Genomic DNA, 16,831 nt, shown 5'->3' on the forward strand with positions numbered 1-16,831 from the left:
GAGCCGTGCGAGTCAGCGTGCTATCAATGCACCGATTGTCCCGACATGCCGTTATGCCGCAGCAACGCATCGATGTCCGGCTCGCGGCCGCGGAACGCCTTGAACGATTCCATTGCAGGGCGGCTGCCGCCCACTTCCAGAATCTCCCGGCGATAGCGCATGCCCGTTTGCCCGTCCAGCACCGAACCGCTGCCGAGCTTCGCGGCTTCCTCGAACGCGGCGTACGCGTCGGCGGACAGCACTTCGGCCCACTTGTAGCTGTAGTAGCCCGCCGCGTACCCGCCCGCGAAGATATGGCTGAAGGTGTTCGGCCAGCGCGAGAACGGCGCCTGCGGAATCACGTGGAACTGCTCGTTGATCGCGCGAGCAAGGTCGTTCACGTTCTGCGTGCCGTTGGCCGGATCGTAGGACGTGTGCAGCACCATGTCGAACATCGAGAAGACGATCTGGCGCAGGGTTCCCAGTCCGCTCTGGAAGTTCTTCGCGGCGAGCATCTTGTCGAAGAGATCGCGCGGCAGCGGCGCGCCGGTGTCCACGTGGGCGGACATGTCGGTAAGCACGTCCCACTCCCAGCAGAAGTTCTCCATGAACTGCGACGGCAGTTCGACCGCATCCCACTCGACGCCGTTGATGCCCGACACGCCCAGCTCGTCGATGCGCGTCAGCATGTGATGCAGGCCGTGGCCGAACTCGTGGAACAGCGTGATGACTTCGTCGTGCGTGAAGCAGGCGGGCTTGCCGCCCACGGGCGCCGAGAAGTTGCAGGTGAGATACGCCACCGGTGTCTGCACGCCGCCCTGGACGCGCTTGTGACGCGAGCGGGCGTCGTCCATCCAGGCGCCGCCGCGCTTGCCTTCGCGCGCGTAGAGATCCAGATAGAACTGTGCGACCAGTGTGCCGTCCGCATTCTCGACGCGGAAGAAGCGCACGTCGGGGTTCCACACGGCGGCTTCATCGCGGCGGATCGACACGTTGAAAAGCGTCTCAGTGACCTTGAACAGACCCTTCAGCACGGCTTCCTGCGGGAAGTATTGCTTGACCTCGTTTTCCGAGAACGAGTAACGCTTCTGGCGCAGCTTCTCGGCCGCGTAGGCGACGTCCCACGGCTGCAGCTCGGGCATGCCGAGCTCGGTCGCGGCGAAGGCGCGCAGTTCCATCCAGTCGTTTTCGGCGTAGGGACGCGCGCGGGCGGCGAGGTCTTCGAGGAACGCGATCACCTGCGCCGGCGATTCGGCCATTTTCGGGGCCAGCGACACTTCAGCGAAGTTCTGATAGCCGAGCGTCTTCGCTTCCTCGTCGCGCAGGGCGAGGTTCTCGACGATGTTCGCCGTGTTGTCCCACTCGGCCTTGCCGCCGCCGTAGGTTTCACCGAGTTCGGATGCACGCGTGACGTAGGCGCGGTACATCGCTTCACGCATCGGACGATGCTCGGCGTATTGCAGCACCGGGAAATACGACGGGAAATGCAGCGTGAATTTCCAGCCGTCCTTGCCGTCGCGCTGGGCCGCTTCGCGCGCGCCTTCGATCACGTCGTCGGGCAGGCCGGCGAGATCGCTTTCCTGCGTGACGACATACGAGTAGGCGTTGGTGGCGTCGAGTACGTGATCGGAGAACGCCTTCGAGAGCGCCGCCTGTTCTTCCTGCAACTGCGCGAAGCGCGGCTTGCGGTCTTCGGGCAATTCGGCGCCGGACAGACGGAAGTCGCGCAGCGAGTTGTTGAGGATTTTCTTGCGCTCGGCGCTCAGGCCCGCGAATTCCGGACCGGCGGCGATGGCCTTGTATTTCTCGTACAGCGCGAGGTTCTGGCCGACGCTCGCGGAAAATTCGGTCACGCGCGGCAGGTTTTCGGCATGGGCGGCGCGCAGTTCCGGGGTATCGGCGACGGCGTTCAGATGGCCGATGACGCCCCACGCGCGCGACAGCTTTTCCGATTCCAGTTCGACCGCCTCGACGACGTCCGTCCAGGTAGCGGGCGTGTCCGGCGCGGCCGCCCGATCCACGGCGCTTCGTGCCGCCGCCAGCAGGACATCCAGCGCGGGCGTGACGTGTTCGGGACGGATCTCGCCGAAACGCGGCAGATCGGAGAAATCGAGCAGCGGATTGGCCGCTGCCGGGGTGGACGTGGTGTCGCTCATGGCTCTCCCGTTCTGGTGTTGGGTGAAGCCCCGGCGGGACAGCGCGCCTGGCGCCGGGTTCTCTCAAGGATTATTGGGGCGGGCGGGGCAAATTCCAATCGATAGTTTTTTCAGGATGCGAGATTGTTTCAAACCCGGTCTGAGCTACGGGTTCAGCCCTGCGCCGCGCGCTCCGCTGCTTCGATGGTATTGACAAGCAGCATCGTGATGGTCATCGGGCCGACGCCGCCCGGCACCGGCGTGATGTAGCCGGCCACTTCCTTCACGCGGGCGAAATCGACGTCGCCGCACAGCTTGCCTTCGTCGTTGCGGTTCATGCCGACGTCGATCACCGTCGCGCCCGGCTTCACCATGTCGGCGGTCAGGATGTCGCGGCGGCCGACCGCGGCGACGATCACGTCCGCTTCGCGCGCGTGCTTCGCCAGATCGCGGGTCTTGCTGTGACAAATGGTGACAGTGGCGCCTGCTTCGAGCAGCAGCAGGGCCATGGGCTTGCCGACGATGTTCGAACGGCCGATCACAACGGCATTCGCGCCCGTCAGGTCGATGCCGTGCGCCTCGAACATTTTCATCACGCCGTAGGGCGTGCACGGGCGGAACAGCGGCTTGCCGGTCATCAGCGCGCCTGCGTTCGCGACGTGAAAGCCGTCGACGTCCTTTTCCGGGGCAATGGCCTCGATGACCTTGTGGCTGTCGATGTGCGCCGGAAGCGGCAATTGCACGAGGATGCCGTGGATGGCGGCATCGGCATTGAGCTTCGCGATGTGCGCGAGGAGTTCGGCTTCGGTGAGCGTCGCGGGAAAGCGGTCCATCACGGAATGAAGACCGTTGTCGTGGCACGCCTTCACCTTGTTGCGCACATAGACCTCGCTCGCGGGGTTGTCGCCCACCAGCACGACGGCGAGGCCCGGCTTGTGCCCGTTGGCGGAGAGAGCGGCGGCGCGCTGGGCGACTTCGGCGCGAAGGGTCTTGGAGAGGGCGTTGCCGTCGATGAGTTGGGCGGTCATGGTGAATCGTGTGGGATGAGCGAGGGGGCGGTGCGAGGAATCGAGTCGGGCCGGGGTGCGGATGCGGCTCGGTGTGGATCAGTGTGGTTCAGGTGTAAGTATACCGTGCCTCCATGGATGGGGTCACGGAGCACTGAATTCTTGCGAGTTTCAATGCATTTTCAAACATCGATTTAAAATGTTTTGATTGCGCCCGGTTTTATGTTTCATCCCGTTATTTCGGACGTTCAGTCATCTGCTACTGTTCTGAAGGCAGTTTATAAAGAACAGAACGAGCGCACGCGCGCTATATATATCTGAGCGCGGACCTGAATGTCAGGGTGGTGAAGCAAGCGAAAATCCAGAGACCCTTATCCGGTCACTCGGCAACACGGCTTTGTATATCCAGCACAATGGGCTCTACTACCGGGTAATGTACAGCCGGTCAAATGCCCTGTTTCTCGTGAATCCATCGGCTGTCAGTCTGAAACGGCCTTCTACAAATTGAGAGTTTCGAAAAGCGAATGGCGAGTTTTGAACATCGGAGCGCTTGGGTCGACCGCGACTACTGAATCATCGCGCGTCGGCCTGTCCGACGCAGTATCGTCGAACAGAAAAAGACGTTTATATTGAGCCGCTTCAGAAGTATGGAGGCTTGGCCGACGTCGGCACCTGAAGTGCAAACTCGAACGGGATCCTCAACCCAGATGGCTGGCCAGGTTGATTGCAAGCCTGGCCTTGCCGTTTGCGGGAGCGTTGCGCTGCGCGCTGGGCGTTACGGCGTTACCGGCTGCCAGTCCGTCCCTGGTTTGGACAACGAAACCTTCGAAGCGGCCGCGGCCGATTTCACCCCGAGGTCTTTCTCGAGCAGTTGCCCATCCTCCTTCATGAGAAAACTCATCACCCCGGTCTGGCCATATCGGGCAGGGGTGGCGATCATTCCGGTGGCCCCCCCCTCACCCGTCAGGATGCGGTAGTGATACCCGTAATATCCATCTGCCGCGCTCGGCTTGTTCGGCATCGCCGCGGCCAGCGGGCCGAGCGGGCTCTCCGGTTCGCCCGGCGCCGTTTCCCAGTACAGACCGTCATGCTTGCCCGGCGTGCTGACGAAGCGGTCGGCGTAGCGCCCTTGCTTGTCGTGAAACTCCTTCTGCGCGGCGACATAGGCGAGCGCCACCTGCATCGCCGAACGCTCGTTGCGGCCGATGCGCCGCGTGAGCACTTCATCGCGCGCGGCGGGCATGTCGAAGCGCCAGCCATTGGCAACCTTCACGAGCGGGATCGGCAGCGTCCAGCCGCTGTTCCCGACTTCGATGTGCGCGGCGGGGCGGCCGTCGAGCGGCTGCGGGTCATCGACGATGCGATGCTGCTGCGCCCATGCGCCGAGATACGCATAGATATCCTGTTCGCCGATGCTGTCGGTAGGAACGTAGTGCGCGTGGTCCTTGCCGAGTACTGTCGAGAGCGCGCGTTCGTCGTTGCTGGCGATGGCGTCCGTCAGCGCCTGGGCCGCGGCCTCGGTGCTCGGATAGACAGCCTGCGATGCGGCTTGAGCGTGCGTCGTCGCGCTGAACGCGAAAGAGGCGAACGACGCGGCGAGCACGGCGCCAAGCAGGGCTTTTTTCGGTAAGGCGAAAGTGTGGATAGGGGTCATTTCAGGATCCTTGAGCGGGCGTTCGCCGCATGCGCGGCGCGTAGGCAGGGATGGGGTCATCAACGGCGATGGAAACCTCCGCCGCCATGGAATCCACCGCCGCCGCCGAAGCCGCCCGGATGCTGTATTCCGCCACCACCGCCGCCCAGTCCGCCGCCTTCGTGCTGTATGCCGCCACCGCCGCTGCCGAGACCGCCGCCCTGGCGCTGCACGCCGCCACCGCCGCCGCCCAGACCGCCGCCTTGGCGCTGCACGCCGCCGCCGTTCGCGCCGGGCCGGCTTTGCGTCCGGTTTGCGTACGACTGCCGGCTCGCCTGACCGCGCTGCATGTCCTGCCGCGCGGCGTTGCCGTCGCCGGCGCCGCGCAGCGCATTGTCGCGGTTGACGCTCTGCGCGCGCTGCTGGAGGTCGCTGCGGTTGAGCGCATTCTGACCGCCGCCCTGGCGGATGCTCTGCGCGCGCTGGCTGGCCGTCTGATTGAGGTTCTGGCCGGTGCGCTGCTGCAGCGTCTGCGCAGCCTGCGCGCGTGCGTCCTCGCGGCCGCGGAACTGGCCGGCATTCGCGCCGAGGTTGCCGTTGTTGAAGCTGTTCTGCCGGCTGCCCAGGTTGTTGCGGTTGAACTGCGGATCGTTGCGATTCCAGCGCACGTTGTTGCTGTTCGCATTGATGCGGTTGTTCACGTTGATGTTGTTGTAGCGGTTCACGTTGACGTTGACGTCGCCGTGATTCCAGTCGCAGTTGCCCCACAGCGAATTGGCGACCGCGATGCCCGCGCCAAAGGCCAGGCCCGACACGAAGCCGGTCGCGATGGCGTAGCCGGGCGGGGGCGGCACGTAGACCGGCGGATAGGCCGGATAGGGCCACGCGCCGTAGACGACCGTCGGGTTGTAGGTCGGCACGTAGACCACCTGCGGATTGGCCGGCACGATTTCGATCCTGGTCGTGCTGACGGTGCTGGTGGTGCTCGGCGCCTGCTGCACCACGACGGTCTGCTGCTCGTTGCTCTTCAGGTTGCCCGCGCCTTGCGCCGCGCGCCGCAGACGCTGGACGGAGTCCATCACGTCGCTGGGCTGCGCGATGAACGCATTGCCGAGCTGCGCGGTCCAGTCGATTTTGGAAGCCAGGGTCGCGAGCGCCTGCGGGAAGGCCACCAGCGATTGCACGCTCGGATCCCATGGCTGGGATTGCACGGCGCGCACGGCATCGTCGCCCTTGAGGTTCGTGTTGGCCTTGGCCCACGCATCCGCGTCAGTGACTTGCGCGGGATAGGTCGACGCCATCAGCACCTGCGCCAGCAGGGCATCGGGATAGAGCGCGACCGGCGCGGTCAATGCATCGAGCTGCTGGCTGGAGAGCTTCTGCATGGAGCTTGCCGCGACGGGCTGCGGAGACGCCTGCGCCGGCACCTGAGCCGGCACCTGAGCCGGCACCTGCGCCTGAGCCTGCGCATAGTACGGATGCAGATACTGGACCGCGACGGGCGCGGCGACCAGCGCCGCGCTGAGCGCTACGATGCGGACCGTGCGCTTGCGCGATGGCGAGCCGTTCGCCGGCGGATGGGAAGGATTGCGTTCCACGATCAGGTCCTCCGGTGCGCGATGCCCGCGACAGGTGAGGGAGAGGGAAGCAGGAGATGCTCGGCATCGGGCCCAGCGGCCGCGATGCCAAACGTTTGCTGGCCGAGCCAGGACGCGAGGGACGTCTTGTCGCGCATGACGTTGTCCGGTAGTTAAGGCCCGCAGACGTTACGTTCGGGCCCCAAGGTGTGTCAACGTGATTGAGGAAATATCACGTTTCACTGTTACGGACAACGCAATTCAGATCGGGGAAAGGGAGCGTGGAGGCGTGCCGGAACCGGCGCACCATGACAACGCGGCCGGCATGTCGATGCCGGCCGCGTGAGGGGAAGCGCGCGCTTACTGCTGCGGCTTGTTGGAGAGCGCGAGGCGCAGCAGGTCGGCGACGGTATTCACGGAGAGCTTCTCCATGATGTTCGCGCGATGCGCCTCGACGGTCTTGATGCTGATGCCGAGATCGTCGGCGATCTGCTTGTTGAGCCGCCCGGCGATGATGCGTTCCAGCACCTGATGCTCGCGCGCCGTGAGCTTGCCGAGCCGCTCGGCGGCGGCGCGCTGCTGCTGCACGCTGGTGCTTTCGCTGCGCGCCTTCTCGAGCATGCGCTCGACCAGCTTGCGCAGTTCGGCTTCGTCGAAAGGCTTCTCGATGAAATCCATCGCGCCTTTCTTCATGGTCGAAACGGCCATCGGCACGTCGCCGTGACCCGTCACGAAAATGATCGGCAGCAGCGAGTTTTCGGCGATCAGCTTTTCCTGCAGCTCGAGCCCCGTCATGCCGGCCATGCGCACGTCGAGGATCAGGCACGAGATCGCGCCGGAATGGGCGATCGGCAGGTACACGTCGAGGAAGGACTCGGCGCTCGAAAAGCACTGCACGCGATAGCCGTTTGCCTCGAGCAGCCAGCGCAAGGAATCGCGCACCGCTTCGTCATCATCCACGACGAAGACGGTTTCCTGAGTGGTGACTGTGCTCATAGTTCTCCCGTAACGGTTTGTTGTCTCGTATGTTCGTCTTGAGCGGATCCGTCCGTGCCCGAACCATCCACCTGGCCGATCGGCAGGCTGCAGTGGAAGGTCGCGCCGGTCACGTGACCGTCCGCCTCGACGTTGTTGACCACCCAAAGTCTTCCGCGATGCGATTCGATGATCGAGCGGCAGATATTCAGCCCCATGCCCATGCCATCGGACTTGGTGCTGTAAAACGGTTCGAACAGGCGCTCGGCGGTGGCTTCGTCCACGCCCGGGCCCTGGTCGACCACGCTGATGCAGACAAAGCCGCCGTCCATGCGCTGCACGATGACGCGGATCACCGGATCGATGGCATGTGGTTTCGCATCATGCATCGCTTCCGCTGCGTTTTTCAACAGGTTCACCAACACTTGTTCGATCAAAACCGGATCAACGTAGATCACCGGCATGCGCGAGCGGATTTCCGTGACGATGCGGATCTTGCGTTTGCGCGCTTCGATCTCGGCGAGACCCACCGCATCCGCGACGATATCCGCAACGCGCGTGGCCTGGCGTTTCGGTTCCGAGCGCTTCACGAACTCGCGGATGCGCTTGATGATCATGCCTGCGCGGACCGCTTGCTGGGCGGTTTTTTCGAGCGCCGGCAGCAGCGTTTCCTGTGTCATGCGGCCGGATTTGACCAGCGCGACGCAACCCGAGCAGTAATTGTTGATGGCGGCGAGCGGCTGGTTCAGTTCGTGGGCGAGCGAGGACGCCATTTCGCCCATCGTCATCAGGCGGCTCGTGAACTGGAGCTTTTCCTCTTGCTGGTGCGCGAGTTCCTGCGCCTGCTTGCGCTGCGTGATGTCGGTGGCGATCTGCATCTGCGCGAGATGGCCGTCGACCCACTGGATGTACTGGCGGCGCACCTCGAACCATTTCTGGATGCCCTCGACATACACTTCCTGCGCGTCCGCCGAGCTTTCGGTGAGCGCGGTGGCGGGCAGGCCGGCGTAGGTGTCGACCATGTCGATGGTGTCCGACGAACTCTGCGAGGTGCCGTCGAACGCGGCGCCCGCGAGCTCCAGATGGCCGTCCGGCCGAATGCCGAACAGATGCCGGTAATAGCGGTTCGCGAACAGCAGTTCGGCTTCGTCGGCGGCGAGCACGGAGACGGCGGCGTCGAGGCTTTCGAGCACCGTGGTGAAGCGTTCGTGCGCGGCGGCGAGTTCCTCGCGGGCGCGTTTCGGTTCGGTGATGTCGGTCATCGACGACATCCAGCCGGTCTGGCGTCCAGAGCTGTCGATCAGCGGCGAAACGTACAGGCGCGCATGGAAGAACGAGCCGTCCTTGCGGCGCACGCGCAGCTCGAAGCCGGACGAGGGCGCCTTGCCGCGCAGGGTCATGTCGAGCTGGCGCTGCATTTCCGGATAGGCGTCGCGCGGCCAGTAGGGGAACGGCGCGTTCTTGCCGACCAGATCGCTTTCGTCCCAGCCCGTCATGCGGCAGAAAGCGGGATTCACGTGCGTGATGCGGCCGTGCATGTCGAGCACGCGCATGCCGATCAGCACGGAGTTTTCCATCGCGCGGCGGAAGAAGGCCTCGGCGTAGAGCGCCTGCTGCGCCTCGAAACGCTGGCGGGTGTGCTTCCAGAGACTCCACAGGCTCCACAGCACGAAGCACGACAGGCCGGCGACGAGCCACACCAGCGTGTTGTTGGTGAAGTTGGTGAGCTGCGGATACGAATAGACGCGCACCGACAAACCCTGTCCCGGCGGATCGAGCGGCAGGTCATAGAACATGTCGCGCGGCAGGCGCGGGCGGCTCGACGTGGTCGCGAGCTCGCGGTTGTTCAGGTCGGTGATGGAGATCTTGTACTTCGCCGACAGTTCGCTCGGAATGTCGTGCTTCAGGATGCCTTCGATCGAAAACACCGCGGCGATCGAGCCGAGAAACTCGCGGTCGCGGAAGACCGGCGTCTGCAGGGTGATGTAGCCATTGCCGAGGTCGTCGTACAGCAGCGGCGAATAGACCTGGCGGCGCGTGTTGCGGGCTTCGTCGAAGGCTGCCTGCACGGCCTCGTCCATCTGCGTTTCGTTGGGCTTCGCGAGACGCGATCCGAGCAGCGGCAGCGGCGTATTGGGCCAGCGCGGCTTGTGCTCGCTGGTGTACCAGTTCATGTAGAGGATCTCGGGATGCCCCTGCATGATGTCGGTGGATGCGGTCTGGAAGTTCTGCGGATCGCCGTGACCGCCGGCAATGTCGCGCGCGAGCGCCTGGATCTGTTCCTGCGCGCCTGTCATCGACAGGCGGATCTGCTGCTGCGCCCACGCCACATTGCGATACAGCGTGTCTTCCTGCTGTTGCTGTTCGCGCCGGTTGAGGCTCCACAGGATCAGGCTCATCACGACCAGAAACACCAGGATCGAGATGAGCGGCGTGAGCAAATAGGAGTTCGACCACCACGGGCCGTGGTGCCAGCGGGTAGACGACGAGTCAGACGGCTTGCGCCCGCCCTTCGCCGAGCGTTTGATCAGCCGTTCGGTCAACATGCGTGCGATTGTAACGCAGCACCTGATTGTTAATTGGCGTAAAAAGACAGGGAAGACCGCCCAAACGCGGCAAAAGGAGGAGAAACGTCTGATAAAAAAGCCTTACCGGACGGTGCATTGCAGCATTTTTTCGTATTATGAGATTAGCTCTCATGATTTGAAAAATTCCTTGCGTCTTGATCCAGACCCTCTTTAGAATTGCCGGCACGCGGCCGGGCCCGCTTTTTTACGGGCGCGCGCCAGTGGTTCAAGAGTGTTCCTCACATCAGGAGACGAGCATGTCCGCTGTACCCGACGAAGTTCTCAAATATGTCGCCAACGCCAAGGACGACGATCCCCAGGAAACCGCCGAATGGCTCGAGGCGCTCGACGGCGTGATTTCCGCGGTCGGCCCTGATCGCGCGCACTACCTGATCGAGAAACAAATCGAATTCGCTCGCGTGCATGGCGAGCACCTGCCGTTCTCGGCGAACACGCCGTACATCAACACGATCCCCGTCGCCTCGCAGTCGAAGATTCCGGGCGACCAGGACGTCGAACACCGGATTCGCTCGTACACACGCTGGAACGCCATCGCCATGGTGCTGCGCGCGGGCAAGGACACCAACGTCGGCGGCCACATCGCCTCGTTCGCGTCGGCCGCGACGCTCTATGACGTCGGCTTCAACCACTTCTGGCACGCACCGTCGAAAGATCACGGCGGCGACCTCGTGTTCGTGCAGGGCCACTCGTCGCCGGGCGTGTACTCGCGCGCGTTCCTGCTCGGCCGCCTGACCGAGAAGCAACTCAACAACTTCCGCCAGGAAGTGGGCGGCGAGGGCATCTCGTCGTATCCGCATCCGTGGCTGATGCCGGACTTCTGGCAGTTCCCGACCGTGTCGATGGGCCTCGGCCCGATCATGGCCATCTATCAGGCGCGCTTCATGAAGTACATGGCGGCGCGCGGCATCGCGAAGACCGAAGGCCGCAAGGTCTGGGCGTTCCTCGGCGACGGCGAGACGGACGAGCCGGAATCGCTCGGCGCGATCGGCATGGCCGGCCGCGAGCGTCTCGACAACCTCGTGTTCGTCATCAACTGCAACCTGCAGCGTCTGGACGGCCCGGTGCGCGGCAACGGCAAGATCATCCAGGAACTCGAAAGCGAGTTCCGCGGCGCCGGCTGGAACGTCATCAAGGTGATCTGGGGCAGCCGCTGGGATGCGCTGTTCGCACGCGACAAGACGGGCGCGCTGATGCGCCGCATGATGGACGTCGTCGACGGCGAGTACCAGACCTACAAGTCGGAGTCGGGCGCGTTCGTGCGCGAGCACTTCTTCAACACGCCGGAACTGAAGGCGCTGGTGTCCGACTGGTCCGATGAAGACATCTGGAACCTGAACCGCGGCGGCCACGACCCGCACAAGATCTACGCCGCCTTCGACGCCGCCACCAAGACGAAGGGCGCGCCGACCGTCATCCTCGCCAAGACCATCAAGGGCTATGGCATGGGCGAGCACGGCCAGGCGATGAACATCACGCACCAGCAGAAGAAGCTGCCGATCGACACGCTGAAGAAATTCCGCGACCAGTTCCGCCTGCCGCTGACCGACGAACAGATCGCCGACGTGCCGTACCTCACGTTCGAGGAAGGCTCGAAGGAACTGGAATACATGCGCCAGAAGCGCATGGACCTGGGCGGCTATCTGCCGGCGCGCCGCGAGAAGGCGGAATCGCTGCCGGTGCCGGCGCTCAGCGCGTTCGAGCCGCTGCTCAAGGGCACGGGCGAAGGCCGCGAAATCTCCACGACGATGGCCTTCGTGCGCGTGCTCAACATCCTGTTGAAGGACAAGGCCATCGGCAAGCGCATCGTGCCGATCGTGCCGGACGAGTCGCGTACCTTCGGCATGGAAGGCCTGTTCCGCCAGATCGGCATCTGGAATCAGGACGGCCAGAAGTACATTCCGGAAGACTCCGACCAGCTGATGTTCTACAAGGAATCGGAGACCGGCCAGATCCTGCAGGAAGGCATCAACGAAGCAGGGGGCATGTGTGACTGGATCGCAGCCGCGACGTCGTACTCGACGCACGGCGAGATCATGATCCCGTTCTACATCTTCTATTCGATGTTCGGCTTCCAGCGCATCGGCGACCTGGCCTGGGCCGCGGGCGACATGCGTTCGCGCGGCTTCCTGCTGGGCGGCACCGCGGGCCGCACGACGCTCAACGGCGAAGGCCTGCAGCACGAAGACGGCCACTCGCTGCTGTGGGCGGCGTCCGTCCCGAACTGCGTGAGCTACGACCCGACCTTCGGCTACGAACTCGCGGTCATCATGCAGGACGGCCTGCGCCGCATGGTCGCGGACCAGGAAGACGTGTACTACTACATCACGGTGATGAACGAGAACTACGAGCACCCGGCGATTCCGCAAGGTGACGCCGTGGCGGCCGACATCATCAAGGGCATGTACGCGTTCAGGAAGTCCGAGGCGCCGGCGAAGGCGCACGTCCAGCTGATGGGCGCGGGCACGATCTTCAATGAAGTGATCGCCGCCGCCGACCTGCTGAAGAACGACTGGGGCGTGTCCGCCGACCTGTGGAGCGTGCCGAGCTTCACCGAACTCGCCCGCGAAGGCCAGGCCATCGAGCGCTACAACCTGCTGCATCCGGCGGAAGAGAAGCGCGTGCCGCACGTGACCAGGCTGCTGACGGGCGCTAAGGGTCCGGTGATTGCATCGACCGACTACGTCCGGGCGCTGACGGACCAGATCCGCGCGTTCGTGCCGCAGAAGTTCGTGGTGCTCGGCACCGACGGCTACGGCCGCTCGGACACGCGCGAGGCGCTGCGCCACTTCTTCGAGGTCGACCGCTACTGGGTCACGCTGGCTGCGCTCAACGCGCTCGCCGACGAAGGCACGATCGAGCGCAAGGTCGTCGGCGAGGCGATCAAGAAGTACAACCTCGACCCGTCCAAACCCAACCCGATGACCGTCTAAAGGCATCGCCCCCGTGTGTTGTGACGTGGCCTCTTTCCGAAGCGGAGAGAGGCCGCGTGCAACCAGGAGACACTAATAATGAGTCAAGCGATCGAAGTCAAAGTGCCGGACATCGGCGATTTCAAGGACATTCCGGTGATCGAGGTTCTGGTCAAGCCGGGTGACACCGTCGAGGCCGAGCAGTCGCTCGTCACGCTCGAGTCCGACAAGGCGACGATGGACGTGCCCAGTTCCGCCGCCGGCACCGTCAAGGAAGTGAAGGTCAAGGTCGGCGACAACGTGTCGGAAGGCACGCTGATCGTCGTGCTGGAAGGCGGCGCCGCCGAAGCGCCGAAGAAGGAAGAAACGAAGCAGGAAGCGGCCGCCGCGCCGGCGCCCGCCGCCGCTGGTTCGGGCGGCGGCGTGGTCGAAGTGAAGGTGCCGGACATCGGCGACTTCAAGGACATTCCGGTCATCGAGATCGCGGTCAAGGTCGGCGATACGGTCGAGAAGGAACAGTCGCTCGTCACGCTCGAATCCGACAAGGCCACGATGGACGTGCCGTCGCCTGCCGCGGGCACCGTCAAGGAACTGAAGGTCAAGATCGGCGACAACGTCTCCGAAGGCACGCTGATTCTCGTGCTGGAAGGCGGCGCAGGTGCATCGGCACCGGCCGCTGCGCCCGCTCCGGCCGCGAAGACCGAAGCGGCGCCTGATGCACCGGCCAAACCGGCGCCCGCGAAGGAAGCGCCGTCCGCGCTCGCGCAGGCGCCCGTGATGCCTGCCGGCGACGGCACGCGTTCGTCGAGCCATGCATCGCCTTCGGTGCGCAAGTTCGCGCGCGAACTCGGCGTGGATGTGGCGCGCGTGCGCGGCACGGGTCCGAAGGGCCGCATCACGCAGCAGGACATCACGAGCTTCGTGAAGGGCGTGATGTCGGGTCAGGGCGCGGCGCCCGCAGCGGCCGCTCCGGCCGGCGGCGGTGGCGGCGAACTCGGCTTGCTGCCGTGGCCGAAGGTCGATTTCACGAAGTTCGGCCCGGTCGATCCGAAGCCGCTGTCGCGCATCAAGAAGATCTCGGGCGCGAACCTGCATCGCAACTGGGTCATGATTCCGCACGTCACGAACAACGACGAAGCGGACATCACCGAGCTCGAAGAACTGCGCGTCAAGCTCAACAAGGAGCACGAGAAGGCCGGCGTGAAGTTCACGATGCTGGCGTTCGTCATCAAGGCCGTGGTGTCCGCACTGAAGAAGTTCCCGACCTTCAACGCCAGCCTCGACGGCGACAACCTTGTCTTCAAGCAGTACTACCACGTCGGTTTCGCGGCCGATACGCCGAACGGCCTCGTCGTTCCGGTGATCCGCGACGCCGACAAGAAGGGTCTCGTCGACATCGCGAAGGAAATGGCGGACCTGTCGAAGGCGGCGCGCGACGGCAAGCTCAAGCCCGACCAGATGCAGGGCGGCTGCTTCTCGATCTCGTCGCTGGGCGGTATCGGCGGAACCAACTTCACGCCGATCATCAACGCGCCCGAAGTCGCGATCCTCGGCCTGTCGCGCGGTCAGATGAAGCCCGTGTGGGACGGCAAGCAGTTCGTGCCGCGCCTCACGCTGCCGCTGTCGCTGTCGTATGACCATCGCGTCATCGACGGCGCCGAGGCCGCGCGCTTCAACGCGTATCTGTCGGCGATTCTGGGCGATTTCCGTCGCGTCATTCTTTGATCTTTTGATCGGGGCCGCATCCGGACCTGCGGGTCCGGGACCGCGGCCGACCGACGGGGACCGGTAATGTCCGGTCCAACCGCTCTTTTCTTAGGGGACACCATGAGTCTCGTCGAACTGAAAGTACCCGACATCGGCGACTTCTCCGATGTCGATGTCATCGAAATCCATATCCAGGCCGGCGACCGCATCGAGAAGGAACAGGGCGTCATCACGCTCGAAACCGACAAGGCCACGATGGAAGTGCCCGCCGACGCGGCCGGCACGATCAAGGAAGTGAAGGTCAAGCAGGGCGACAAGGTTTCGCAGGGCACGGTCATCGCGATGATCGAGACCGAAGGCGCGGCTGCCGCACCCGCGGCGGCTCCGGCTGCGGCACCTGCGGCGTCGACACCGGCTGCGCCTTCGGGCGGCGCCGTGCAGGACGTGAAGGTGCCGGATATCGGCGACTTCAAGGACATTCCGGTCATCGAAGTGCACGTGAAGCCAGGCGACACGGTCGAGAAGGAGCAGTCGCTCATCACGCTCGAATCCGACAAGGCCACGATGGACGTGCCTTCGCCCGCTGCCGGCACCGTCAAGGAAGTGAAGGTCAAGGTCGGCGACAACGTGTCGGAAGGCACGCTGGTCCTGACGCTGGAAGGCGGCGCGGCTGCTGCGGCCGCACCGCAGAAGGCGGCTCCGGCTCCTGCCGCGGCACCGGCTTCGGCGCAATCCGCACCTCCGGCTCCGGCGCCGCAGGCCGGCTCCTACGCCGGCGCGGCCGATGTCGAATGCGACATGCTCGTGCTCGGCGCCGGTCCCGGCGGCTATTCGGCGGCCTTCCGCGCCGCCGACCTCGGCATGAAGACCGTACTCGTCGAGCGTTATGCGACGCTTGGCGGCGTGTGTCTGAATGTCGGCTGCATTCCGTCGAAGGCGCTGCTGCACACTGCGCTCGTCATCGACGAAGCCGCCGAACTCGCCGCGCACGGCATCAGCTTCGGCGAGCCGAAGATCGACCTCGACAAGCTGCGCGGCTTCAAGGAAGGCGTCGTCAAGAAGCTGACCGGCGGCCTCGCCGGCATGGCGAAAGCGCGCAAGGTGCAGGTGGTGACGGGCGTCGGCAATTTCGTCGATCCGCATCACATGGAAGTGCAGGGCGCCGACGGCAAGAAGGTCGTCAAGTTCAAGCAGGCGATCATCGCGGCCGGTTCGCAGGCCGTGAAGCTGCCGTTCTTCCCGGACGATCCGCGGGTCGTCGATTCGACCGGCGCGCTGGAATTGCGTCAGCTGCCCAAGCGCATGCTGGTGGTGGGCGGCGGCATCATCGGCCTCGAAATGGCCACCGTCTATTCGACGCTCGGCGCCGATATCGACGTCGTCGAAATGCTCGACGGCCTGATGCAAGGAGCGGACCGCGACCTCGTGAAGGTCTGGGAAAAGTTCAACGCCAAGCGCTTCGGCAACGTCATGCTGAAGACGAAGACCACGAAGGCCGAAGCGAAGGAAGACGGCATCTACGTGACCTTCGAAGGCGAGAAGGCGCCGGCCGAGCCGCAACGCTACGACCTCGTGCTGCTCGCGGTGGGCCGCAGCCCGAACGGCGGCAAGATCAGCGCGGACAAGGCGGGCGTGGCGGTGACGGAGCGCGGCTTCATCAACGTCGACAAGCAGATGCGCACCAACGTGCCGCACATCTTCGCGATCGGCGACCTGGTCGGCCAGCCGATGCTCGCGCACAAGGCCGTGCATGAAGGCCACGTCGCGGCGGAAGCGGCGCACGGCGAGAAGGCGTACTTCGATGCGCTGCAGATTCCGTCGGTGGCCTATACCGATCCGGAAGTGGCCTGGGCCGGCAAGACGGAAGAGCAGTGCAAGGCGGAAGGCATCAAGTTCGGCAAGGCGGTGTTCCCGTGGGCCGCTTCGGGCCGCGCGATCGCCAATGGCCGCGACGAGGGCTTCACCAAGCTGATCTTCGACGAGGAAACACATCGCGTGATCGGCGGCGGTATCGTCGGTCTGAATGCGGGCGACCTGATCAGCGAAGTGTGCCTCGCGATCGAGATGGGCGCGGATGCCACGGATATTGGCAAGACGATCCATCCGCATCCGACGCTCGGCGAATCGGTCGGGATGGCGGCGGAGCTGTATGAAGGCGTCTGCACGGACTTGCCGCCGCAGCGCAAGAAGTAAGTTCGCTACGCGTTGAACCAACGCAAAAGGCGCGCTCCTGCAAGGGAGCGCGCCTTTTTTATGCGCGACGTCTTGTGTGGCACGGGCAATAAAAAACCCGGCACAGTGGCCGGGTTCTGCTGGTGCTT

9 protein-coding genes are annotated in these 16,831 nt (G+C 64.3%); 3 read left to right on the top strand and 6 right to left on the bottom strand.

The window, feature by feature from the left end; translation table 11 throughout:
- Nucleotides 1–23: 23 nt before the first annotated feature.
- The 6 genes from QCE62_RS05005 to fixL form a co-directional block, all read right to left on the bottom strand.
- On the bottom strand, nucleotides 24–2,135 hold the full coding sequence (locus QCE62_RS05005; protein WP_309915035.1) for a M3 family metallopeptidase: 2,112 nt from the start codon (nucleotides 2,133–2,135) through the stop codon (nucleotides 24–26).
- A gap of 152 nt (nucleotides 2,136–2,287) precedes the next feature.
- Nucleotides 2,288–3,142: a bifunctional methylenetetrahydrofolate dehydrogenase/methenyltetrahydrofolate cyclohydrolase FolD gene (gene folD / locus QCE62_RS05010; protein WP_309915039.1), complete on the bottom strand. Its 855-nt coding sequence runs from the start codon at nucleotides 3,140–3,142 to the stop codon at nucleotides 2,288–2,290.
- 754 nt (nucleotides 3,143–3,896) lie between these two features.
- Entirely contained in the window at nucleotides 3,897–4,775 is an 879-nt protein-coding gene (locus QCE62_RS05015; protein ID WP_309915042.1) for a DUF2950 family protein, read from the bottom strand.
- Between the two features lie 59 nt (nucleotides 4,776–4,834).
- Nucleotides 4,835–6,205 (bottom strand): DUF3300 domain-containing protein, encoded by a 1,371-nt coding sequence (locus QCE62_RS05020; RefSeq protein ID WP_409017846.1) that lies wholly within the window; start codon nucleotides 6,203–6,205, stop codon nucleotides 4,835–4,837.
- Nucleotides 6,206–6,691: 486 nt separating this feature from the next.
- Nucleotides 6,692–7,327, bottom strand: coding sequence for an oxygen response regulator transcription factor FixJ (fixJ, locus tag QCE62_RS05025; RefSeq protein WP_008350478.1), 636 nt, complete (start codon nucleotides 7,325–7,327; stop codon nucleotides 6,692–6,694).
- Nucleotides 7,324–9,852 (bottom strand): oxygen sensor histidine kinase FixL, encoded by a 2,529-nt coding sequence (gene fixL, locus QCE62_RS05030; protein WP_309915045.1) that lies wholly within the window; start codon nucleotides 9,850–9,852, stop codon nucleotides 7,324–7,326. The genes fixJ and fixL overlap by 4 nt, the downstream gene beginning before the upstream one ends.
- A 278-nt stretch (nucleotides 9,853–10,130) precedes the next feature.
- On the opposite strand from fixL, the gene aceE reads away from it, so the two are divergent.
- The 3 genes from aceE (at nucleotide 10,131) to lpdA (ending at nucleotide 16,703) form a co-directional block, all read left to right on the top strand.
- Nucleotides 10,131–12,824 carry a pyruvate dehydrogenase (acetyl-transferring), homodimeric type gene (aceE, locus tag QCE62_RS05035; protein ID WP_309915048.1) on the top strand — a complete coding sequence of 898 codons (2,694 nt, stop codon included), beginning with the start codon at nucleotides 10,131–10,133 and terminating at the stop codon, nucleotides 12,822–12,824.
- Nucleotides 12,825–12,902: 78 nt separating this feature from the next.
- A complete protein-coding gene (aceF, locus tag QCE62_RS05040; RefSeq protein WP_309915050.1) occupies nucleotides 12,903–14,528 on the top strand; it encodes a dihydrolipoyllysine-residue acetyltransferase in 1,626 nt (541 codons plus the stop codon).
- A 102-nt stretch (nucleotides 14,529–14,630) separates the two neighbouring features.
- On the top strand, nucleotides 14,631–16,703 hold the full coding sequence (lpdA, locus tag QCE62_RS05045; RefSeq protein WP_309915054.1) for a dihydrolipoyl dehydrogenase: 2,073 nt from the start codon (nucleotides 14,631–14,633) through the stop codon (nucleotides 16,701–16,703).
- The last annotated feature ends 128 nt before the right edge of the window (nucleotides 16,704–16,831 follow it).

This window comes from Caballeronia sp. LZ033, from assembly GCF_031451265.1.
Classification (GTDB): domain Bacteria; phylum Pseudomonadota; class Gammaproteobacteria; order Burkholderiales; family Burkholderiaceae; genus Caballeronia.

Bases quoted from the DNA above. Each gene is read 5' to 3' on its own strand.
- QCE62_RS05005 (WP_309915035.1), bottom strand. From the start codon at position 2,135: ATGAGCGACACCACGTCCACCCCGGCAGCGGCCAATCCGCTGCTCGAT.
- folD (WP_309915039.1), bottom strand. From the start codon at position 3,142: ATGACCGCCCAACTCATCGACGGCAACGCCCTCTCCAAGACCCTTCGC.
- QCE62_RS05015 (WP_309915042.1), bottom strand. From the start codon at position 4,775: ATGACCCCTATCCACACTTTCGCCTTACCGAAAAAAGCCCTGCTTGGC.
- fixJ (WP_008350478.1), bottom strand. From the start codon at position 7,327: ATGAGCACAGTCACCACTCAGGAAACCGTCTTCGTCGTGGATGATGAC.
- fixL (WP_309915045.1), bottom strand. From the start codon at position 9,852: ATGTTGACCGAACGGCTGATCAAACGCTCGGCGAAGGGCGGGCGCAAG.
- aceE (WP_309915048.1), top strand. From the start codon at position 10,131: ATGTCCGCTGTACCCGACGAAGTTCTCAAATATGTCGCCAACGCCAAG.
- aceF (WP_309915050.1), top strand. From the start codon at position 12,903: ATGAGTCAAGCGATCGAAGTCAAAGTGCCGGACATCGGCGATTTCAAG.
- lpdA (WP_309915054.1), top strand. From the start codon at position 14,631: ATGAGTCTCGTCGAACTGAAAGTACCCGACATCGGCGACTTCTCCGAT.